Annotated in this window: 18 protein-coding genes; 6 read left to right on the top strand and 12 right to left on the bottom strand. The window is 63.2% G+C overall.

The window, feature by feature from the left end:
* Nucleotides 1–40: 40 nt before the first annotated feature.
* Both GE027_RS06810 and acnA read right to left on the bottom strand, forming a co-directional pair.
* Nucleotides 41–1,030, bottom strand: coding sequence for an ATP-dependent 6-phosphofructokinase (locus tag GE027_RS06810; RefSeq protein ID WP_153556433.1), 990 nt, complete (start codon nt 1,028–1,030; stop codon nt 41–43).
* A gap of 49 nt (nt 1,031–1,079) precedes the next feature.
* Nucleotides 1,080–3,827 carry an aconitate hydratase AcnA gene (gene acnA, locus GE027_RS06805; protein ID WP_153556432.1) on the bottom strand — a complete coding sequence of 916 codons (2,748 nt, stop codon included), beginning with the start codon at nt 3,825–3,827 and terminating at the stop codon, nt 1,080–1,082.
* Nucleotides 3,828–4,163: 336 nt separating this feature from the next.
* Between acnA and GE027_RS06800 the strand changes: the two genes are divergently transcribed.
* Complete coding sequence (locus GE027_RS06800; RefSeq protein WP_153556431.1) at nt 4,164–5,834, top strand: hypothetical protein; 1,671 nt, start codon at nt 4,164–4,166, stop codon at nt 5,832–5,834.
* 18 nt (nt 5,835–5,852) lie between these two features.
* Here GE027_RS06800 and GE027_RS06795 read toward each other — a convergent pair whose 3' ends face one another.
* The 10 genes from GE027_RS06795 to GE027_RS06750 all read right to left on the bottom strand — a co-directional run bounded on the left by GE027_RS06795 (nt 5,853) and on the right by GE027_RS06750 (nt 19,821).
* A complete protein-coding gene (locus GE027_RS06795) occupies nt 5,853–7,349 on the bottom strand; it encodes a hypothetical protein (RefSeq protein ID WP_153556430.1) in 1,497 nt (498 codons plus the stop codon).
* A gap of 98 nt (nt 7,350–7,447) precedes the next feature.
* Nucleotides 7,448–8,425, bottom strand: coding sequence for an SDR family oxidoreductase (locus GE027_RS06790; RefSeq protein WP_153556429.1), 978 nt, complete (start codon nt 8,423–8,425; stop codon nt 7,448–7,450).
* Between the two features lie 3 nt (nt 8,426–8,428).
* Nucleotides 8,429–13,312, bottom strand: a complete 4,884-nt coding sequence (locus GE027_RS06785) for an Ig-like domain-containing protein (RefSeq protein WP_153556428.1) — start codon at nt 13,310–13,312, stop codon at nt 8,429–8,431.
* A gap of 361 nt (nt 13,313–13,673) precedes the next feature.
* Complete coding sequence (gene pheT, locus GE027_RS06780; protein WP_153556427.1) at nt 13,674–15,734, bottom strand: phenylalanine--tRNA ligase subunit beta; 2,061 nt, start codon at nt 15,732–15,734, stop codon at nt 13,674–13,676.
* A gap of 9 nt (nt 15,735–15,743) precedes the next feature.
* Entirely contained in the window at nt 15,744–16,148 is a 405-nt protein-coding gene (locus GE027_RS06775; RefSeq protein ID WP_153556426.1) for a VOC family protein, read from the bottom strand.
* A 15-nt stretch (nt 16,149–16,163) separates the two neighbouring features.
* A complete protein-coding gene (pheS, locus tag GE027_RS06770) occupies nt 16,164–17,186 on the bottom strand; it encodes a phenylalanine--tRNA ligase subunit alpha (protein ID WP_153556425.1) in 1,023 nt (340 codons plus the stop codon).
* 28 nt (nt 17,187–17,214) lie between these two features.
* Nucleotides 17,215–17,571, bottom strand: coding sequence for a 50S ribosomal protein L20 (gene rplT / locus GE027_RS06765; protein WP_153556424.1), 357 nt, complete (start codon nt 17,569–17,571; stop codon nt 17,215–17,217).
* A gap of 152 nt (nt 17,572–17,723) precedes the next feature.
* Nucleotides 17,724–17,942 carry a 50S ribosomal protein L35 gene (gene rpmI, locus GE027_RS06760; RefSeq protein ID WP_153556423.1) on the bottom strand — a complete coding sequence of 73 codons (219 nt, stop codon included), beginning with the start codon at nt 17,940–17,942 and terminating at the stop codon, nt 17,724–17,726.
* Between the two features lie 243 nt (nt 17,943–18,185).
* A complete protein-coding gene (gene pyrF, locus GE027_RS06755) occupies nt 18,186–19,103 on the bottom strand; it encodes an orotidine-5'-phosphate decarboxylase (RefSeq protein ID WP_153556422.1) in 918 nt (305 codons plus the stop codon).
* Between the two features lie 265 nt (nt 19,104–19,368).
* Complete coding sequence (locus GE027_RS06750; protein ID WP_153556421.1) at nt 19,369–19,821, bottom strand: RbsD/FucU family protein; 453 nt, start codon at nt 19,819–19,821, stop codon at nt 19,369–19,371.
* A 625-nt stretch (nt 19,822–20,446) separates the two neighbouring features.
* Between GE027_RS06750 and GE027_RS06745 the strand changes: the two genes are divergently transcribed.
* The 5 genes from GE027_RS06745 to GE027_RS06725 all read left to right on the top strand — a co-directional run bounded on the left by GE027_RS06745 (nt 20,447) and on the right by GE027_RS06725 (nt 22,349).
* Nucleotides 20,447–20,899, top strand: a complete 453-nt coding sequence (locus tag GE027_RS06745) for a CsbD family protein (RefSeq protein WP_153556420.1) — start codon at nt 20,447–20,449, stop codon at nt 20,897–20,899.
* A gap of 69 nt (nt 20,900–20,968) precedes the next feature.
* Nucleotides 20,969–21,361: a hypothetical protein gene (locus GE027_RS06740; protein ID WP_153556419.1), complete on the top strand. Its 393-nt coding sequence runs from the start codon at nt 20,969–20,971 to the stop codon at nt 21,359–21,361.
* A complete protein-coding gene (locus tag GE027_RS06735) occupies nt 21,358–21,573 on the top strand; it encodes a hypothetical protein (protein ID WP_153556418.1) in 216 nt (71 codons plus the stop codon). Before GE027_RS06740 ends, GE027_RS06735 begins: the two co-directional genes overlap by 4 nt.
* 17 nt (nt 21,574–21,590) lie before the next feature.
* Nucleotides 21,591–22,043 carry a phage holin family protein gene (locus GE027_RS06730; RefSeq protein WP_153556417.1) on the top strand — a complete coding sequence of 151 codons (453 nt, stop codon included), beginning with the start codon at nt 21,591–21,593 and terminating at the stop codon, nt 22,041–22,043.
* A 27-nt stretch (nt 22,044–22,070) separates the two neighbouring features.
* Nucleotides 22,071–22,349 carry a hypothetical protein gene (locus GE027_RS06725; protein ID WP_237607350.1) on the top strand — a complete coding sequence of 93 codons (279 nt, stop codon included), beginning with the start codon at nt 22,071–22,073 and terminating at the stop codon, nt 22,347–22,349.
* The last annotated feature ends 266 nt before the right edge of the window (nt 22,350–22,615 follow it).

Genomic DNA, 22,615 nt, shown 5'->3' with positions numbered 1-22,615 from the left:
CAAGAATGAGGGCGGCGACATGCTCCGGCGGCGCCTCGGTTCAGCATGACATTCGCCGCAGCAATTCCACCAAATCATTCGGCAGGGGTTTGTGTTCCTCAATCGAACGGGCAAGCGGACTCAGGACCAACTCTCCGTCGATCTGTCCCGCCATCATTCCTGTGGCTCCGTCGAGAATCGACTGCACCGCAAAATCGCCGAGCTGAGTCCCCAGGATGCGGTCGGCCGGCGTCGGCGTTCCGCCCCGCTGGATGTGCCCCAAAGCGACGCTGCGGGTGGGGAATTCGCAACCGGCCTGTTCCAGCTGGCGACTCAGCGCCGCCGCCCCGCCCTGTTCGCCGCCTTCGGAAACGACAACAATAAACGATTGTTTTCCGCGGCGTTTTAATTCCGAAACCAGCTCGACGATGGCTTTGGCGTCGACGGGAACTTCCGGAACGCACGCGACCTCGGCTCCCGCGGCTACGGCGGTGTACAGCGCCAGATAACCGCTGTGCCGCCCCATGACTTCGACCAAAAACAAACGTTGGTGGCTTTCCGCCGTATCTCGCAGTTTGTCGATACAATTCACCGCCGTTTCGACGGCGGTCGAAAACCCGATCGTGAAATCGGTGCCGATCACGTCATTGTCGATCGTCGCCGGACAACCGATGATCTGACCGGTCCATATCGCGGCCAGCTCCGCCGCACCGCGAAGCGTCCCGTCACCGCCGATCGGGATCAACGCGTCGATGCCCAGCCGTCGTAGGTTTTCGGCCGCGCGCTCGCGGCCGGCTTGGGAAGCGAAGGACTGGCATCGTGAAGAATGAAGCATGGTGCCGCCGTGCTGGACAATATGCGCAACGGACCGCGCATCGAGCGTCCAAGCACTTTCCGAATCATTCACAAGACCTTCTTGTGATAGACCTTGGTAGCCGTGCCTCAGTCCGATGACGTCGTGGCCGGCTGAGATTGCGCTGCGCACGACGGCCCGCAGGCAGGCATTCATGCCGGGTGCGTCACCGCCGCTGCAAAGGACTCCGATCCGCATTGCGAAAGACTCTTGTTGCTGGGAATCGTGTGCTCGAACACCGCGTTCGTCAGGACGAGAGCAATTGCCGCAAAACCATTTCCAGGATGCCGCCGTTGACAAAATACTCGACCTCGGCAGGCGCATCGATGCGAACGATTGTCTCGAAGGAGGACTGCGAACCGTCTTGCCGAACCACCGACACGGTGACCGTTTGCCGCGGCTCGATGCCATCGCGAATGCCGGTAATGGTCAAGGTTTCGGTTCCGTCCAGGCCCAACGAGCGGGCGGACTGGCCATCTTGGAATTGCAAGGGCAGGACTCCCATGCACACCAGATTGCTGCGGTGGATGCGTTCGTAACTCTCGGCAAGGATGGCCTTGACGCCCAACAGCGCCGCCCCCTTGGCCGCCCAGTCCCGCGAGCTGCCCGAGCCATACTCCTTGCCGGCAATCACCACCAGCGGCGTGCCTTCGTTCATGTAACGCATCGCAGCGTCATAGATCGGCATTTTTTCGCCGCTGGGCGTGTGGATCGTCCAGGGACCTTCCACGCCGGGAACCATGGCGTTGCGCAGGCGAATATTGCCGAACGTGCCGCGCATCATGACTTCGTGGTTGCCACGCCGCGAACCGAAGCTGTTGAATTCGGCGGGCGGGACGTCGTGGCTGGCCAGATACTCGCCGGCCGGAGAGTTGACGGGGATCGCACCGGCGGGCGAAATGTGATCGGTGGTGATGGTATCGCCGAGCACGGCCAGCACGCGTGCGTCCTGGATGTCCGCCAGGGGAGCCGGGGAATCGGCGAAATCAAGAAAGAACGGAGGTTCGCGAACGTAGGTCGAATCGTCAGCCCACTCGAACAGGGTGCCGGTCGGCGCGGGCATCCGCTTCCACTTGTCATCCCCTTCGAATATCCGGCCGTACTCCAGATCGAACTGCTGGGAACTGACCGAACTGGTGATCAGCGATTCGATCTCTTCGGCGGTCGGCCAGATGTCTTTTAAGTACACGGGATTCCCCTGTTGATCGGTGCCCAAGGCATCGACGCTCAGGTCGCACAACACGGTGCCAACCAACGCGTAGGCGACGACCAGCGGCGGCGAAGCCAGATAACTGGCTTGCACTTGACCGTGAATCCGGCCTTCGTAGTTTCGATTCCCGGACAGTACGGCGGCTACGGTCAGGTTCCGGCTGGTCACCGCCTCGGCGATCTCCTCGGGCAGGGGTCCCGAGTTGCCGATGCACGTGGTGCAGCCATAACCGACCAGGTTGAAGCCCAACTTTTCCAGATAGGGCAAGAGTCCCGCCTTCTTCAAATACTGCGTAACCACGCGCGATCCCGGAGCCAGCGAAGTCTTGACCCAGGGTTGACTTTGCAAGCCCGCCTCGACTGCCTTTCGCGCGAGCAGGCCAGCGGCCAACATGACCGACGGATTAGAAGTGTTGGTGCAGCTGGTGATGGCCGCAATGACCACCGAGCCATCGCCAACGGTGCCACCGGTGGCCGCGACCGCCGTACCGGCCTGGTCTGCTGACAACGCGTGCTCCGGTGCAGTTCTTTGGAACTCGTCATCCGGCGGCGGACCGCCTTCGGCCTTCAGCCGGGCGAGCTCCTGGGGATTGGCGTCGGCGACCGCGCCTTCGAGCAGGGCGTGAAAGGAGCGGGTGACGCCCGACAGCGAGACACGGTCCTGCGGCCGCTTGGGACCGGCCATGCTGGGTTCGACCCTGCTCAGGTCGAGGTCCAGGACTTCACTGAATTGCGGCTCGGCGTCGTCGTCGGTACGGAAGAGTCCCTGCTGGCGAGTGTAGCGTTCGACCAGATCGACGTTGTCTCCACGACCGGTCAGACGCAGGTAATCCAGCGTGTTGGCATCGACGGGAAACAGGGTTGCCGTGGCCCCAAACTCCGGCGACATGTTCGATAACGTGGCCCGGTCCGCGATGCTGAGCGAACTCAATCCGGCTCCGAAAAATTCCACAAACTTGCCCACCACGCCATGTTTCCTGAGCATCTGGGCGAGCGTCAGCACGAGATCGGTTGCGGTGGTTCCCGGCGGCAGGGTACCGAGCGTGCGGACCCCGATCACGACCGGTTTCGGCAAAAACATCGGCTGGCCCAGCATCGCCGCTTCCGCCTCGATACCGCCCACGCCCCAGCCCAACACGCCGAGGCCGTTGATCATCGGGGTGTGCGAATCGGTCCCGACGAGAGTGTCGGGATACGCCCAACCGTCACGTTCGATCACGACGCGGCCAAGATGTTCGAGGTTGACCTGATGACAGATCCCCATTCCCGGTGGAACCACGCGGAAATCGTCGAATGCCTGCTGGGCCCAATTCAGCAGCGAGTAACGTTCCTGGTTGCGCCGGTACTCCCACTGCAAATTCGTCGCGTAGGCGTCCTCGCTGCCGAAGCGATCGACCTGAACCGAGTGATCGATGACCAGGTCGACCGGAACAAACGGATTGACGCGTTGAGGATCACCGCCGGCTCTGGCGATCGCACTTCGCATGGCGGCAAGGTCCACCACCGAGGGAACGCCGGTGAAATCCTGCATCAGGACGCGCGCCGGCATGAATGCCAGCGACGCATCGGCGGCGGTGGGCCAGTGGGCAAGCGACTCCACGTCGGCCCGCGACACGTCCCTGCTGTCAAGACGCCGGGCGATGTTCTCGAGCAAGACTTTGACGGTGTGGGGGAGTCGTGCGATGTCTGCGCCCGTCTTGTCAGCCAGCTTTGCCAGGCTCACATACTGAACCGTCCCCGTGGCGGTGGTTAAAGTTGCTGCAATGCCGAAGGGGTCATTCGTCATCTGGTGGTTCCTTATCCGACAACGGTGAAGCGCAAGAAAGAACGGCGTAGCTCTTTAACTTCAATCAGTATGGGCCATCGGCCAGGCAAAAGAAAGCGACGTCGGCGGCCGCCGCCCTGCCTCGCTGTCTCGACCCCAGACGTCACCGCGGGACGACGCCGCAAGGTGGTTGCGGGCCGTTTCGCTCCGGTGCGTCTGATCCCTGCGAGCCGGCAAATCTTCCTGCGAGCCGGCGATTCTGGCTGCGAGCTGGCAAATTTCCGTGCGATCCGGTAAACCGCTCTTGCTGGCAAGCCGGCCGATCCGCTAACAGCAACGCACGGAGGAATATCAACTATGTGTCGTCGCCTGTTTCTTGTCTTGATCGCCTGTGTGGGCACCGTGCCCGTCCTGTTTTCGGCTGCCGCCCAGGATGGACCGGTCGAACCCTACGTTGTCTTCATCGCGCACGAGGACGTGTATGCGCGATGCGGTCCGGCCGGAGAGTTCTATCGAACCGACCCGCTGCGGATCGGACAAGAACTAGACGTGTACGTAGAAACCGACGACGGTTGGTTGGGTGTTCGTCCACCGGAAGGCAGTTTTTCCTGGGTGCCGGCCGATAGCATCGAAGTCGACGCGGAGGGAACGCACGGCGTGGTCGTCGATCGGCGTGCGGTTGCTTGGATCGGAACCCGTCTGGGACGCGCTCGCACCTACCGCTGGCAGGTCCAACTGGCCGAAGGCGAAACGGTCACGATCCTCGGCCAAACCGAACGCAACTCCGGTGACGGACCGCAACTGTGGTATCGGATCGTGCCGCCCTCGGGCGAGTTCCGCTGGGTGCACCGCTCGCAGATCGCCGACAGCGCGGAAGAACTGGTCCAGATCCAGCGGCGCAGCGCCGCGCAAATCGCAGCCGCCCAGCCGCCGCGGCTTTCCGAACAAGAACTGGACGATCTGGCCCAGGCGACGCCGGCTACGGCAACCGAAGAGACGATGCGCGACGAGGCGGCCCCCCAGCCTGAAAGCTTGGCCGACAGCCGCGATGAGGCCGCAGATGCGACGCGATCGGAGGCCGAACTGAGCGACCGGGCCGAACTGAGCGACCGGGCCGAACTGGAAACGGATCCCGAATCCCGCGAGCAACCCATCGGCTCGGGCGTCGCCCGGGCGCCGGGGCTAGCGCCCAAGCTGGAAGTGGATCCGGCGATTGTGGTCCACGATATCCAAGCCTCCGAAAGCTCCACCGCGAGCGGTCTTGCTCAGATCGGCACGGCCCAGCCGCCGGAGCCGGCCCTGGCCGCCGACGACAGCAGTTGGGTCGCGGGCAGCCGCACCCCGGCCGTCCAGCAGGTATCCGCAACCGCCGCGTTTGCCCCGACCGGCAGCCCAGCGGGCGGCTCGACCATCTCGGGCCTACAGGAGACAACGCCCCCGTCCCTGCGACCGGTGTCCGCCCCCAGCGCCGCCGAACAACAACAGCTCGCTCGCAAGCTATCCCGCCGCCTGGTCGACGCCGACGTCGACGCGCTGCAACTGGAACTGTCTCGGCAGATGGCCGCCGGCAGTTCGGCCGCCGTGGTCGAACCGATCCGCCGCCGGGCTAGAATGTGGTTGGAACAACACAGCGATCCGGTCAAACGCGAACGCGCTCGCGTGTTGGTTGAACGCGTCGAGCAGTATCAGCGGATTTCGCGCCGACGCGATGGCGAAGCTCCGGTCGCACCGACGGACCTTTCCGAAGCCTCGCTCACGACGACATCCGCGGCCGCAACGTCAGCGGCCCCCGAAGGCTACGACCGGCAGGGTTTTCTCGTCCAGGTCTACTCCGCGCGCCCTGATTCGCCGCCGTTCGCCCTGACCAACGGGGCCGGCCAGACGCTGGCTTATGTCAGCCCGATGCCGGGGCTGAACCTACGCAATCACCTGAACGCCAAAGTCGCCCTCGCGGGCGACCTGGATTACCTGACCGGACTGGAAACGCCGCACATCACGGCCAAACGCGTCCTGCGCGTCGGCCGTTGATGGATTCCACATGCCTTCCTATTTGACGCCTGGCGACTGCCCAATCGGACGGGCCGTGAACACAACCCGGTAGGGCCGCTGGGGATCGCAATCGCCGGGGTTGGGAATCAAGACGAAATCGTCGGTGATCACGGGCGTCAGATCCTGGCCATCGACCAGCTGGATATCCTCGACTCGGTGCGGCAAGAAAGCCACCAGGGGCCGGCCGCCTCGCTGAGCTCCGTTCTCGTTGATCGGTTGAAACGACTCCTCGCCACGCTGGGGACGGATTGTCAGCGTGTAGCGATCACCGTCGATGGACAGGTCTTGTTCGTAGGCCAGCGGCTGGGGCTGCATCCGGGCTTGCCAAGCCGGGTCGCCGTACAGGGCAACCACGTCGCGGTCCCACATCAAACCCCGGCCGTCCTGCGGCGTCAGCCCCATGGTTCGACCGGCCGCGGTGGGATTGAGACCATCGGACGCCATGCGGCCCACGGGGATGTCCTGACGCACCAAGCCATCGAAACCCGTGTCCAGGCGGTGGATCAAGGCGTGGTGGTTGGCATGAAAAGCTTCGGCCAAGGTGTAACGGCCCGGTTGTTCGACAAAGTAATCCAGCACGCCCCAGCCGCCGTAGCCGTACCAGGTGACGACCGTGTAGCCGACCATTTGGCGAACGCCCACACTGTTCATCCAAGCAAGCGCCATCGCGTCCGGGCCATCGATGTGTCCCATCAAGCAATTGCCAATCGCCAGGTAGACCTTGGGCGAGTCGCTGTCGATGGCGAAGCGTTCGCCTTGCAGGGGAACACCGTACATCTGCCCGGCTTGAGACCGAAAGGTTCCGTTGGGATAAGCGAATCCGATCTGCCAGTCGCGTTCGGTGGCGTGTCCCGAAGTGACGAACAGGTCGGCGCGGTAGTCGGTCAGGGTGTCGGCCAAGGCTCGGGTCGTGTCGGCCGGACCGCGTGTTTGCCGCGGCGCTTCGCCGAGCTGGCGTTGAACCTGTTTGTGTTGCACCAGTTCGTCGTACCACAGGCCTTGCTGGCACATTTCGAGGGCCACCTCGGTTCCCGAAGCGACTTTGCGAACCGTCAACGGCTGGTTCGTTTTCGCGATTTGCAGGGCGTTCTCGGCGTCGTAGCCGGTCAGGACCGCCCACAGCGTGTCGGCGTAGGGATCGTCGTCGAATTGGCGGCACAGACGATGCACGGCGGCGATGAACTCGCGGCCGGCTTCCTCGGACCGGGCCACAAAGCAGGTGTAGCGAGGGTGCCGTGCCCGCAACGCGTCGAGCACTTCGCTGGCATCCTCATCCCAGACCAGGATCGTTTCGGTTTGATGTTTATCGGCCAGCGCCGCGACCACCTCGGCCCAAGCGGGTTTGTCGTAGGTGGCACGCGAGACCACCACCGCGTAATCGGCCGCCAAGGTAGCTGCCTGATTACCTGCTTGGGTGGTCGCTTGCGAATCGGCCAGGACACTGCCGGCAAACAAAAACAGACTCGTGAGAAACGCTGTCGACGTTCGGTTCATCGTCAAAGATCCAGAGATAGGGAGGTCTTGGTCCGCCGATTCGTCAATCGCACAATGGGTCGAACCGCAGATCGGGGCGAACTGCACAGCGGCTCCGTCTACGTCAAAAACTCGAGCACGCGGGCGGGCGAACCGCTGAGGACTTCCCGGCGGCGGTGCCACTGGCGGTCCTCCGGGACCAGCTCGCTGCGCAGCGGCCACGGCGCGAACACGTCCTCGCCAAAGACCGCTTGCAACTTGCTGGAATCCATCGTGACGTTGCCCGCCCGTGGTGGAATCGGCCCGGCTTCGTGTCGCGGACAACCCTTCAGGTGCGACGGGTCGTAGCCGCCCACCAAGTTGATCACCTGAGCGATCTGGTACAGGCTGAGCGCTCGCGGCCCGCCGGCATGATACAGCCCGGCTTCCTCGCCCACCAGCAACCGCTCGTACAACTGGTTCATACAGGCCACGTAGGTGGGCGTGCGGACCTCGTCATAGTACAGCGTGGCGGGTTTGTCTTTGGCGAAGCGAGACTCGATCCAGTCGATCGCTCCGGCGTGCCCATTGAAACTGGGGCCCATCGGCAGGGAGATCCGCAGGATGCAAGCGGCCGCGCAGCGCTCGAGCACTTCCAGCTCGCCCTCGACCATGGTCTTGCCGTACACCGTCACCGGGTCGGGCGTGTCCCGTTCGGTGTAGTTGCCTTCGGGGCGGCCAGCGAAGACCAGGTCCGAGGACAGGTGGATCATCCGGGCGCCGTGCCGCGCCGCCGCACGAGCGATGTTGGCGGTTCCGCGGACATTGATCCGTTGGGCCATAGCCGGATCCAGCTCGCAAGCCTTCAGGTGGCAGGAACCGGCAAAGCTGAGCACGGCGGCAAAGCGGTGCTGGTTCCAGAGGGCATCGACCGCTGGGGTGTCATCGGTGTCGCAGGCGATGATGCCGGGACCCTGCAGACGCCAATTGCGTTTGGGGCGAATGGCCCACACCGCGTCGCCGTAACGCTGGCGAAAGAAAGCAAACGCATTGTACCCCGGCACCCCCGCCAATCCGGTGATCAACAGGGGCAGAGGAGATTCGACCGGGGCCAGCATCGACTATTCGCGTTCACTCAACAATCGCAACACGTCGTCCACCACGTCGGGGTCGACACTCTCTTCGTCGGCGCCGGTCAGGATCTGTTCGGCCGTCGTGGGCTGCTGTCCCGGGGTGGCTACCGCAGCCATGGCCGAGTCGATCGCCGCGGTACGCCGCTGGGCCACATCGGCCAGATTCGCTGCCGGCGCGTCGCTTCCCTCGCTTGCGGCACTAACCGTGGCCGACGAATTGCTGGCCAGTTTAACCGTCGGAATCTGGTTTGCCGACAGGGGCGCGCCGGTTGCCCCCGGGGTTGGCTTGGGCGAAGCAGAAGCCGACGAGTAATCGACACGTTCGATCCGTGGCGATTCCCCTTGAGCCGCTTCGCTATTGGCGAACTGGCCGGAGACCTGTTCGCCCTGAGCCTGTTCGCCCTGGGCCTGTTCGCCCTGGGCCTGCTGGGTTGCCGCGGCGGCACTGCTCGAGCCACCGGTGCCGTCATCCAAATTGACGCGAACCAAGCGGTAGTCGCCACTGGTCGCCCGGACTTCCAGGTCGGCATCGTTGCCATTGATCGCCACGGTGCGAGTATCCCGAGTTCCGTCGGCCTTGGTCACTTCAATGGTCAACTGGTCGCCCGCGGCGTTCAGCGACACCGTCGGGGCACTCAGATCGCCCATGTCCTGCGGCGAGAGCACAAACAGGTTGGATTGCCCCGGAGCCACCGCCGCAAAGACGCTTTGCTTGGGCGTGGAGCCCAGGAAATCTCGCAGCGACATGAATTCCGGCCGCAGCGATCCCAGTTCCGGCAGGGCCTGGGCGAAATCGCCATCGTCGGCGGCGCTGGTTATTTCGATCGTCTGGGCCGATTCGCCACCGATCAGAAACGGCATCTCGGGGATCTCGATGCGGTAGTTGCCGGGCGCCTGGTCGGTAAACACGATTTGGTTGCCCGTTACCGCCGCGTCGACGCTCAGGTCCACCGTCTCGCCAAAGTCGGTCGTGCCGACCAAACGCGCCGTGTAGGGAATGATCATGTTCGAACTGGGCAGGGTGATGACGAAATCGCGAGGCACGTAATCTCGCACATTAACCGTGATCGTGCCGCTGGCCGTCGAACCGGAGCCGTCGGTGATGGTGTAGGTAAACGTATCGGTGCCGGTAAAGCTGGCCGAGGAAGGCGTGTAGGTAATTGCATCGCCACTGATCGCCACGGTGCCTCCGCCCGAGGTCGAACCCACCGCGGTGATGGTCAGCGTTTCATCGGGCCCATCGACGTTGGTCCCGGCATCGGCGATGTTGAAGACGGTCTGGGCGGAACCGCCTTTGGTGATGGTTTTGGTCACATCGGCGGCCGGCGGCGGATCGTTCACGCCGGTCACATTAAACGTGATCGTTCCCGTGGCCGAAGCCCCATTGGAATCGGTGATCGTATACGTAATCTGTTCGCTGCCAAAGAAATTCGCCGCCGGCTTGTATACGACTTTGGTGCCGTCGTCCGACAGGCGAACGGTGCTGCCGTTGCCGGAACTGCCGACCGAGGTCAGACTGAACGTTTCCGACGAATCGGGGTTGGAATCGTTGGCCAAGACATCGTATTCGGCTTCCGCCGCGTCTTCGGTGACGGTGAACAGGTCGTTGACGGCTGTCGGCGGCGGGTTGGTCGCGGAAACATTCACCACGACCGAAGCCTGGCTGGTCTGCGAGCCATTGGAGATGGTGTAGGTAAACGTATCGGTACCGGTAAAGCCGGCCGGGGGAGTGTACAACACGGCCCCACTGCCCGATTCGATCGAGACCGTTCCGCCAGCGACGGGCGTACCGACCGCGGTGATCGTCAGGTTCTCGCCGCCGTCATTGGCCAGAACATCCAAGCGGTTGCCCGTGGAATCCTTGGCCACGCTCTGCGTGTCGCCCACGGCGGTGGGCGCGGCCGCCTGGGCCGAGACGGTCACCGACACGGTGCCGCTCTGCTGGACCCCCGCGGTGTCGCGAGCGACATAGGTAAAGGTTTCGGTACCGGTGAAATCGGTCGCCGGCGTGTACAGGACGACGCCGTTGTCGATCGTGACCTGACCGCCGGAGTCGGGCGTTGAGACACTGACCAGGGTCAGCGTATCGCCGGCGGCGGCTTGATCGTTATCCAGCACATCCAAAGTGTTGTCGGTGCTGTTTTCGACGGCCGTAAACTGGTCGTCGTTGACGCTGAAGGCGGCCTCGATCACAACGCTGGCCGCTTCGTAGCTGATCGCTTCGGTGGGCGTTTCGTCGTCTTCGTCGTACAGTAGAAAACTGGTGCCCGATCCGTCGGCGGGATCCGGCACGAACGTGGCCTCGCCGGCCTGCAGGGCGCGCATCCGCACCGTGGCGATCAGGGTTTCGTCCGAACCGTTACCGCTGAAGGAATTGCTGAAGGCCCCCAGTTCGTCGATCAAGCCGTCGGAAACCGTGCCCACGGTGTTGGGGAAATCCGGTCCCGCACCGAACGGATCGGTATCGACCGGGCGGGCGAGATCGTTGTCGAAAACAATATCGGTGTACGCCGCAAACACGCCGGTCGCCGAGAATGATCGGGCATCGCGAACGGAGAACGTCAGCAGAAACTCCTGGCCGGCCGTAATGCTGCTGATGGCGTTTCCATCCAGGTCGGTCACGCCCAGGATGATTTCTCCCTGGGCCACCGCTTCGACATTGATGTCGATCGACTGCGTTCGCACGTTTCCGGCCAGGTCGGTCATGGTGACGTTAAACGACTGCGTTCCGGTTTGCGCCTCGGTCGGTGTCCAGCGGATGATGCCGGTCTCGGGATCGATCGTCGCCCCGGCCGGCGGATTGCTCAGTCCATACACCAGGCCCTCTCCCTCTTCGGGATGCGACAGGTCGGCGGTGTACTGAGCCCCGACGTTGGCCTGCAGCCCGGCGGGCAGGCCGACCGCCACCGGCAAGACGTTGTCGTAGACCACCGTCAGAGGACTGCTGGTCGGGCTGTTGACGCCATCGGCGCCCCGCTGGCGAGCCACCACCTCGTAGGTGCCGCTGCCCAGCGTTTCGAAGTTGCCAGTCGTGATCGTAACGGTCGACCCGGTCGCCGCACCGACGCCGACCACGGTGTCGTTGACCAACAGTTCGACGGTCGATCCGGCCGTCACTCCGCTGACCGTAAAGGTCAACTCGCTGGCGCCGGTGACGTTGTCGGTACTGCTGCTGCCGGTATCGCTGGCCGCGGCCAGATCGATGGATCCGGGTGCGCCGGCCGAGAACATCACGTCCAGGTACTGGATGTCGATCGGCGCCGGGCTGGCCGGTACCGACGGGGTCGCAGCCCCTTGGGCATAACGCACAGCCACGCCTACGCGGACCGTGCCGCTGTAGTCGCTTGGCGGGGTCACGGTGACCAAGCCGTCATCGGTCACCGTCACGGTCGCGCCGGAGGTATCGGCCGAGTCGACCTCCGCCAGGTATTCGACCGCGTCACCCTCGAGGTCGACCGATTCCAGCTGGAACTGGGCGGGCGTCCCCTGCGCCGAAACGACCGGATCGATGTCTTCCAGGTAGGGCTGGGCGTTGACCGTGTCGGGTCCCACGGTGACGGCCACGATCTGGCTGTACTGGTTGCCATCGGGATCGGTCACGGTGAAGGTGACGTTGGTGGTCCCGGTGCCGTTGCCGGTCGGCCGCAGCATCACGACCGAATTCTCGTTGTCTTCGAAGACGGTGACCGATTCGATTTCGACCGGCGTGACCGGATCGCCCTTCTGCGCGTTGTTCACCGCGACGCGGCTGATGCCTTCGCGAACGTCTTCGCCTTCGACCAACTGGCCAAAGACCGAGTGCTGGTAATCGAGACCCTGTTGGTTGCCTTCGGTGATGAAGAACTGGCTGTCGTTGGTGTCGTCGGTGCTCTTGGCATAGGACAGCACGCCGGTCGTGGTGTGCTGGAGATCGGGATGGAACTGGTCGTCGAAGTCGCCCAGCGAGGATCCGCCCGTGCCGTCGCCGTTGGGGTCGCCGCCTTGGAGCACGAAGTTATCGAGAATGCGGTGCAGCGTCAGGCCGTCGTAGAACCCGGAATTGGCCAGTTCGATAAAGCGGCTGGTCGGCCGCTCGGCCCGCTGTTCGAACAGTTCGAAGACCATGTCGCCATAGCCCTTCATGTCGAAGCGAACGCTGCGGTTGCCCTCGAGCACGATGGCTTCCAAGAGGTTCGGATCCTCGACCGTCGCCGTCACGGTCAGATTCTGCCCGTTGGGATCGTAGGCATCGATCGGGATGTGGATCGGCGAGCCGATGGCGACGCTCTGATCGGCAATGTCGGCAAACGTGGGTGATTCCGACGTGGGGATCGCCACGCCCGCCGCATCGGCGATCTCCTGCAGGGTCAACACGCCGGTCAGACGCGTGTTGGCATCGAAATCCCAGGTGGGAAATTCCTGAATTTGATTGGCCACGCCCACGGCGTTCAGATTGCGCGAGCCGTCGGTGACCTCGACGAAGGGCAACTCATGAGCCCCGTCCTGGAACAATTCTTTCTGTTCGGTACAGAACGCGCACCAATCGGCACCGTAGAACACCACGCCTTGGTCTTTCAGCAGTTTGGCAAAGGCGACCAGATCGGGCTGCGGTTCCCCCTGGGCTTCCTCGCCCTGGGCTGCTTCGCCTTGGGCCTGCTCGCTGGCGGCCGCCATGCCGCTGGCTGCCGCATTTCCGAACGTTTCCGCCGACCCGGTCGCGAACAGCTCGACATCCCCGGCCATCATCTGGCGTCCTTCGAGCGTCTCCAGCTGCAAGCCCCGCCGCGTCTCGGGCTGCTCACCACGCCGCAACAGGGCGGCCAACAGTTGGCGGCCGGCTCGACGAGTTTGTGCGGACTGCGAAGCGTTCGAAGAACGGGAGTTCTGTGGCATCTTGGTCACTATCAAACCTAATGGGAATAGTACACGTTGAGGGGGCGGCTGGCCCGGCACCGATCGGGTTCACTTCCAGGGTCGGCCAGATTTCGGCGGTTTATTCAGAGAATCCGTTGCAACCCCTACGGCTTAACAATCGCCCGCTTCGGCCGGCAGGTTCCACCGACAAGCGTAAACCAAGCTTCCGCCAGGACCTGTGGCCTTAGACGATGCGGTGGATAGAAAAGTTCCGCCGCTTAGGGATTAGGGACTTTGTGCCGGATGTGCGCGGCGCATCCGTCAAGAATCATCCGTCGGGAGTTCCATCGGGAGTTCCATCGGGAGTGCGGCCCAGCCCTTAAGAATGCCGCAGAGCGGATTAAGAATCCAGCAGACGGGCGTTCAGCTGTTGCTCGCAGCGGCTGATGATCCGTTCGACCAGCTGGTCGGCTTCGTTGCCGGTCAGCGTGGCGTCGCTGCGCTGCAGGTCGATGCTCAACAGGACGCGTTTTCGCTCCTGGCCGTCTTTTTCAGGGTCGCGGTAGGTTTCCTGATAGCGGACGTCGGTCAATTCGGTACCCAAAGCGCTCCGCACAACGTTCCTCAGCTGCGACCAACGCACCGATTCCTCGATCACAAAGTTCAGGTCGCGAGAGACCGTCGGATAGGGGCTGACCGCCTGGAACTGCGGCACCAGTTGACAGTGGGCCAGCAGCACCGGCAGAGACAGCTCCGCGGCCGTGACCGGTTCGGGCAGTTTCAGGGTTTTCTGCAGCTGGTCCGAGACGACGCCGACGAAACCCAGCGTTTCTTCGGCCAATTTCAAACGAACGGTCTGATCGGCCACGAACCCCTCCAGGGTTTCGCCGACGACTTCCATCTGCAGCGTTACGCCCAGACGCCCCAGCAGCGTTTCGACGATGCCCTTGGACTGCGCAAAACTGCCGCCGTACACCCAGGCCAGGGAATACTGTTCGTCGGGCAGATCACTGGACCGGGCGCCGGGCTGGTAGGTGTGAGCGATTTCGAACAGATCGGCGTGCCGGTTGGCCGCCGCCCAGTTGGCCGCTCGGCTGCCCAGCAGGCTGGGGATCAGGCTGCGGCGCAAGCGCCGGGCCCCCTCCAGCATGGCGGTTTCGGTCTGCAAAGCGGGCCGATCGGTCCAGGGGCTGAGCATCGCGTCCAAGCGGTCGGTCACAATGCTGGGCGTCATCGCTTCGCTGATGCCGGCGGCAGTCAACAGATGCCGGACCTGCTCGACCGCCGTGTCGAAGCTGCGTTTGCTGCTGGGAGCGACCGGGATCGGAGCGTCTTCTGGGATCTGGTCGTAGCCGTGGATCCGCGCGACTTCCTCGATAAGGTCGGCTTCGCGCGTCAGGTCATGCCGCCAGGACGGCGGGTTCCAAGCGATCTGCTGCGGCTGGTCGGTAACCTGTTCGCAGCCCAGCCGAGTCAGGATGCGGACCACCTCGTCGCGGTCGATTTGAATTCCCAGGATCCGTTCCAGCTGGGACAGCCGCAGCGTGACGGCTCCGGGGGCGGGCGTGTGGGGGGCCGTATCGACGCTGCCCTCGGCCAGGGTTCCGCCGGCGGTTTCGAGAATCAGTTCGCAGCATCGACGGCTGGCCCAATCCACACCTTCGGGGTCCACGCGGCGCTCGAAGCGGAACGAGGAGGGGCTGTGCAGCTTCAATCGCCGCGCGGTCCGCCGCACCGACAGCGGCGAGAAAATCGCCGACTCGATCACGACGTCGCGCGTCGACTCGTCAACTTCACTGTCCGCTCCGCCCATCACGCCGGCGATCGCGATCGGCTGGGACGCATCGGCGATCACGCACATCGATGGGTCCAGTTCGTAGCGCTTGTGATCGATGGCCTCGAGCGTTTCGCCGCGACGTGCCGGACGCACCTGGATCTGGCCGCCGCCGTCCATTTTCGCCAAGTCAAAGGCGTGCAGCGGTTGGCCGCATTCCATCAAGACGTAATTCGTCACGTCGACCACGTTATTGATCGGCTGGTACTCCTCCAGCGATCCGTCGCGGCGTTTTTTCCAAAACACCGACCGCAAGGCTTCGACCAACCAGTCCGGGCTGGGCTGGACCTTCACGCCGCGAATGAGTCTCGCCGTATAGCGAGAACAGGCTTCGGGAAAGCGGTTTTCGACCGAAACCTGGTCGGCGACGGGCGGGCCTTCTGCGGCCGGCCGAGCCTCGGGGATCGACAGCGGGGCGTCGTACAGAACGGCGATCTCGCGGGCCACACCGATGTGCCCCAAACAGTCGCCGCGGTTGCTGGTGACTTCCAGATCGATGGCGATGTCCTGATCGATTGCCTGAGATCCCTCGTGATTGAGTCCCGATAGGCTGAGCCGCTGGGCGAGGTCTTCGGGCGTCATGTTCAGGGGCACATAACGCTGCAACCATTTCCACGAAACTAGCATTTTTCGAACTTACTTCTTTGACTGGACGGGTGAGCAGATTTCAATCAGCATGCCATCGGGATCGCGGACGTAGGCGACGGTCTGTCCCCACGGTTTCTCGCTGGCCGCCGCGACCAGCGTCGCACCGGCTCGCCTGGCCGCTTCGACCGTGCCGGCAACGTCATCGGTCATGAAAGCGATCTCCACTCCCCACGGCTTGCTTTGGCGGGCATCGACGCGTTGGTAGCCGTCGGGCAGGTTTTCCTTGGCCAGATCGTGGTTCGCAAACGCCAGCTTGGTGTTGCCGGTGTCCAGTTCGCCGTAGGACTGCGAGGGATGCAGAAAACAGGTCTGCAGCCCAAAGGCTCTCTGGTAAAACTGCAGCGTCTGGGACACGTCGTGGACGTAGACGATCGTGTATGCGAACCGTAACATCGTCGACGCCGCGTTTTAGAACTGGGACAAGAACCGCATATCGCCGCTGTACAGGTCACGAATGTCCGTGATGTTGTGGCGACGCATGCACAACCGTTCCACGCCCAATCCAAACGCAAACCCGCTGACCGTTTCGGGATCGTACCCCACGGCCGACAACACGGCCGGATCCACCATCCCCGCTCCGCCGAACTCGATCCACTGGTCGTTCCACAGGAAATCGACTTCGACGCTCGGTTCGGTAAAGGGAAAGAAAGACGGCCGAAAGCGGATCTGGACGTCCGAGCCCAGATAGTTGTTGGCGAACACCCGCAGCACCGTCTTCAGATTGGCCATCGTCACCTGCCGGTCCACCATCAGGCCTTCCATCTGATGGAACATCGGAAAGTGGGTGGCGTCGGGCGCGTCGGGGCGATAGACGCGGCCCAGTGAGACGATGCGAATGGGCGGCTGACGGTTTTCCATCACCCGAATCTGCACCGTACTGGTCTGGCTCCGCATCAGCTGCGAATCGGCTTCGCCGGCAACCGCATCGGCCGTCGCCAGATAGAAGTTGTCCAGGGGATCCCGGGCCGGGTGGTCTTCCGGAATGTTCAGGGCGACGAAGTTGTGCCAGGGATCTTCGACCTCCGGACCCTCGGCCGTTTCAAAACCCATCCGTCCCATGATCTCTTTCAGATGATCCATGGTTTGGGTGATCGGATGGATGTGCCCGAGCCGCAGCGGTTCGCCTGGAAGGGTCGGGTCGGCCGGCGGGCCGGTCGTGGCCGACTGAGCATCGGCCAACGCCTCGGTAGCCCGCTCGAGGCCGGCGGACAGCGAGCGTTTGACTTCGTTTAACTTCTGCCCCGCCTGCGGTTTCTCGTCTTTATCCAGTTTGCCCAGTTGCTTTTGAATCTGCCGCAGCGCCCCGTTCTTGGCGCCCAGGAAACGAACCCGGGCGTCTTCGAGCGACTGCTGCGAGGAAACCTTTGCAAATGCCTCGCTGGCTTCGTCCTGCAGCGACTGCAGGCTGGACAAGAAATCCGCCAAACTCATTTCAGAGAATTCTCCACTCCTGCGATCCTTAGGCAGCCAGAGCGGCTTTGACCTTGTCAAACACCGCGTCGAAGCCGGCCGGATCGTTGATCGCCATCTCCGAGAGGGTCTTGCGATCCAGTTCGATGTTGGCCTTGCCCAAGCCGTGGATGAACTCGCTGTAACGCATCCCGCGCTGGCGGACGGCGGCGTTGATACGCACGATCCACAGCTTGCGGAATTCACGCTTGCGAACGCGACGATCGCGATAGGCGTAAGCGCCCGAGCGGACCAGGGTTTCCTTGACGCTGCGGGTCAGCCGGCCGCGACCGCCGACGTATCCCTTGGCCCGTTTGAACAGCCGCTTTTTCGCTTGCCGACGTGCGGCACCTCTTGTCGTACGCATCGAATCCGTGCTCCTACATGGCCCCTCCCCACGGAAAGGCCGGTTTTGATTGACGTCAGGCCGTCGCGAACTGCCGCGACCGTTACAACCCAGTCAACTTGTATCGTTTTTGTTGTCCTACACCGCTTCCGGCGATTGGCCGGCGCCGGCATTCAGCTGCTGTACTTGCCCAGAGCCGCGTGGATCATCGGCTCCATGCATGGGTCCAGCGTCGTGGTGCCACGCAGATTTCGCTTCCGCTTCTGGGACATACGCGCCGCCAAGTGGCTGGTACCACTGCTGCGATGCATCGCTTTTCCCGTTGCCGACAAGCGGAACCGTTTCTTGGTCCCCTTGTGGGTCTTCATCTTGGATTTGCCTTTGCTAGCCATCGAACCAGATTCCTGCTGGGTTGGATGTAAATAATATCGAGCCGCACACTATAGGGACCAAGTCGGCGGTGCGGAACCCCTGTCCGGCACATTAAGTGCTATCAGCCACTCCCGTAGCCGCAGTCGCCAGACTTTGGAGTCCCCCCGTCCAAGCTCTGCCGAGCCGGGGTGTGACGGCAGGGGCTATTCACAGGCTGGAAGCCTATGCCACGGTTGCCTCGTCCAGACGCTGTCGAATTAACGCTACGCGCCGGTGAAGACGCCGGCCAACTGCTGATTCATGTCATCGGTCGCAGCGGCCACGGCCTCTTGCCATTTTGCTTCGCCAAATTTCTCGGCGTATTCGTCGCGGCGGTGAGCAAAAATAATGTGCCGCGAACTGTTGACGATCGCGCCGAGCCCCCGGTCGTCAAAACCCGCCAGCACGTCGGCCGCACCGCCGCCCTGAGCTCCGAACCCCGGAATCAGGATGAACGCCGAAGGCATCTTTGCCCGCAGTTCGGCCAGTTGTTCGGGATACGTCGCCCCAACCACGGCTCCCACCGGTCCAAATCCCGAAGCCCCTTGCCGGGAGCTGTTGTACTGATCGACCGCCTCGGCGACTCGCTGGTAAACCGTCTGCCCGTCGCTCGGACGGTCCTGCAACATCCCGCCGCCGGGATTGGAAGTTTTGACCAAGACGAAGATGCCGGCGGCACGCGCGTCACACTGGTCGACGAACGGATCCAGGCTGTCCTGCCCCAGGTAGGGGCTGACCGTCAAACTGTCGCACCCCCACACGCTTGCCCTGCCGGCACCGAGATAAGCGTCCGCGTAGGCTTCGGCCGTACTGCCGATATCGTTGCGTTTGCCGTCCATGATCGTCAGCAAGCCACGCCGGTGCGCATGCTGGACGACCCGGTGCAGGGCCATCAGGCCAGCCGGCCCGAGTTGTTCGAAGAACGCCGCCTGCGGTTTGACCACCGGCACCTTGTCGGCGACCGCGTCGATGATCTCGCGACAAAAGGTTTCGTACGCGCCGGCCCAGGCGTCGGGCCCGGCATCGCCACCGGGCAACAGGACCTTGGGCAGCGAGGCCTTGCGAGGATCCAAGCCCACGCAGGTGACCGACCGCAGGTCGAGGATCTTTTGACACAAGCGGTCACTGAAAGAAGCAGTCATAGCAGATCAAAGAAAGAGAGAGTCGCCTTTCGCTCCGCGAAAGTAGTGTCGCCTTTCGCTCCGCGAAAGTAGCCGAGTGTCGCCTTTCGCTCCGCGAAAGTAGCCAAGTGTCGCCTTTCGCTCCGCGAAAGTACTTGAGTGTCGCCTTTCGCTCCGCGAAAGTACTTGAGTGTCACAGTCACATTCACAGGCTGGAAGCCTATGCCACTGATCACAGGCTGGAAGCCTATGCCACTGGTCACAGGCTGGAAGCCTATGGCTCCGCTTACGCCTCGTCCATGCGAACGCCGACGGTCAGCAGGATGTTGGCGTAGCGTTGCTGGTCAGCGGTTTGAATCGTCAGGATGTGGTCGTCGGTCGAGACGGCTTCGTAAAAGGCCCACTTTTCGGTCGGCTCCAGCGGCACCTCCAGCCCGGCTTCGCGGATCGTCTGACGGTACTGCTGCCACACCGGAGGATCTCCGTCGAGGGCGTAGGGGCCGCTGGTCTCGGTTTCCATCGTCTGGATCGCTTCGACCGGGATGGCCGACAGGACGGCTTGCAGGACCTGGTTACAGGTCACCACGCCGGGCATCAAATTCAAACTGACCAGCTCGGCTCGGGGCCCGCGTTTGGTTGCCGCCGGGTAGTTGCCATCGGCGATCAGGATCGAACTGTGATGACCGGCAGTGCCCAAAATGGCGTTGATCTGGGGGTGGATCAGGGTGTGTCGAAGCATCGCTGTGTTCTCGGCGGCGCGGGGGCAAGCGAACAAACCAGTGGTTCCGCAAGAGCTTAGCGAAATGCGTCGATCCGGCAACGGCGCCGCCCCTTAGAGTCCGCCGTCGACCTGTTGGTTCGATTCTGTCGGGTAGTCCAGGCCTGGGTAGTCCAGGCCGATGCGAACGCCTCGACCGAACAGGACACCTGCCCTGCCAGGCAACCGTCGCGCCCAAGCACGTCGTGACGGCGTACCCTGCACGTCGTGACGGCGTACCCTGCACGTCTTGACGGCGTACCCTGCACGTCGTGACGGCGTACCCTGCCCCTGGCTGCGGCGGTCGATCCGCGTTCAATCTGACGGCCGCCCGGTCGCTCGCCCACCCGGCCGCCGTCAGGGCGACCAAACCGGCGCGTCCAACCGCCGGCAACCAGTCTTTGGCACGGCGTTTGCTCCCCGCTTGCTCTTGCCTCGGAACTAAACTAGCCAGTTTGCAAACACCCAAGATGGTCAAGAAAATGACGGGCATTAGGAATCATCTCCGCGACGGCAGGCCAGCGGTGGCTGGCTATCCGCCGGGATGTGAACCGACCTTGGTAGTGAATGAAATCGACCCCAGTAACCTGTGAGCAAGCACAAAGCGATGTCCACCAAACAAGAACTGCAAGCCCGATGGAACGATCTCAAACAGCGACTGCAGCAGCATTGGCAGGAGCTGACCGATGGCGACTTCCAGCATGCCGCGGGATCGCCCGAGCAGTTGGTTGAGACCATTCACAAGAAGACCGGGGCCGCCCGCCGCGAAATCGAAGTGCTGCTTTCCACGATCGTCGACGAACAGGAGCGCATGATGCATCGGGCCACCAGCAGTACCCAGGACTACGCCGAAGCGGCTCAGCAAGCGGCCCAGCAGTATGCCGACGAAGCGGCGGCGCTTGCTCGCGACGGTTACCAGCGGGCGGCCGCGATGGGCAACGACCTGTCTCGCAAACTGGTGCGGACCGTTCGCGAGCGGCCGACCGAGTCGTTGGCGGTGGCTTTTGGCGTCGGCGTTCTGGCCGGTGCCTGCCTGTTGCTGAACCGGCGAGGACGCTAGCGGCCCACGCGGCGTTTTCCTTTTTTTCCTTCTTCCAGCCCACCTTCTCCCAGCCCACGAGCCCCCGCAGTGAGTACCACGGCGACCAAGAAGCAGTCCGAGGCGATTCGTCAGCGGATGCAAGAGATCCGCAACGAATTGCCCTACAGCGTGGACGAGGCGCGCAACGAAGTCCGGAACCTGACCGACTGGAAGCACTACGTCCGCAAGCATCCGGCGATCGTCCTGCCGGCCGTTGCCGCGGCCGCCTACGTGCTGGTTCCCAAGTCCAAATCCAGCTCCGACGGCACCTATCGACTGAACAACGATTCCGGACCGGACCGGACCGTGCGGCTGGAGACCGCCGCGCCCAAAAAACGCTCGATGATGACCGGCGTGGTCAGCGCGCTGATGACCGTCGCCCTTCGCTCCGCAACCAATATGGCCAGTCAACGCCTGTCACAGATGATGAAACCGCAATGATCGCACCCATGGAACAACACGCCCAACGTTATGCCCAGGCCGCTCATGCCCAGGCCGCTCGGCAAGAAGACCCTGCGGTAATCCGTCGGCACCGTCAACGCGAGGACTCCGCGTCCCTGGTCCAGCGCATCATCGGAGAGCATCCGGTGGCGGCCGTGGCGGCCGCGGCAACCCTGGGCCTCGTCCTCGGCTGGATCGTCAAACGCCGCTAACCACCTACGGAAATATCATGAACAACGAATCTGGATTCAAGCGAGTGGCGCGTGACGTCAGCGACCTGTTCGAACTGCAAATGCAATTGTTTGCGGTCGATAGCCAGGAAGCGGTGCGCAAAGTCGTCAAGGCTTCGGTCCTGCTGGGCATCGCCGCGGTGATCGGCCTGAGCGTCGTGACGGTGTTGATCCTGGCCGCCGGCTGGGGCATTCACGAGGTCGCCGAGTGGCCGCTGAGTGTGTCGATGCTGACGTCGGCCGTCGTTTTTTTGCTGGTCGCCGGCATCCTGGGTTGGGTCGGGGTCACCGCCCTGAAGCGAGCCCTGGCCTTGCTGGACGAACCCAAACGCGAACTGGCGGAAAACCTGCGCTGGATCAAAGCCACGCTGCTCGCGCCCGACACGTCGCCACGGAACCTGCTACGCCGCGAATCCTTCCACAGCCGTTTTCAAGTCTCGTCCGATCGTTAATCCCCTGCAGTACAAGGAACTGTTTCGATGAATAAACCCTCCTCTCCTCCCCTGAATCCCCAGACCGACGAATCCAGCAAGATGGGCGAGTACGGCGAAGTCGCTCGTGAAAAGCTCTCGGCCGCCGCCCAGTCGGCCGCCGAACAGGCCACCGCCGCGGCCCGGCAGTGCAGCACCCATTTCGTGGCTGAACCCGCCCAGGACCTGTACACCCGGCTCCGGGATTACGCGAAACAGAAACCGGACGTGGCCGCCGCCTGGTGCTTCGGTCTGGGCGTCCTGATCGGTTTCAAGCTACGCCGCTGAGCACGCCGCTCGGCCGCCGAGCGTGACGCTACGCCGCCGAGCGTGATGTGTGAATAGTCCGTGTTTTGGGAACCCGCGATACTGCGCAACTTTCGATTTAGCCGCAAGCGCATCGCATCGCTTCGCCGAGCCGGCTAGGGCGATAGCCCCGCGATTGCGGCGACGAAACCGAGGCTATCGCCTAACGGCTCAATCAACCGACAGCCCGGCAAATCGACAGCCCGGCTGGGCACCGGCCGCAGCCCGTCTGCGGCCGGGCACTTCCA

Origin of the sequence: Roseimaritima sediminicola (assembly GCF_009618275.1) — a bacterium.
In the GTDB taxonomy this organism is placed as follows: domain Bacteria; phylum Planctomycetota; class Planctomycetia; order Pirellulales; family Pirellulaceae; genus Roseimaritima; species Roseimaritima sediminicola.
The sequence above is the reverse complement of the archived record's forward strand: the minus strand, read 5'-3'. Positions and strand labels throughout refer to the sequence as shown.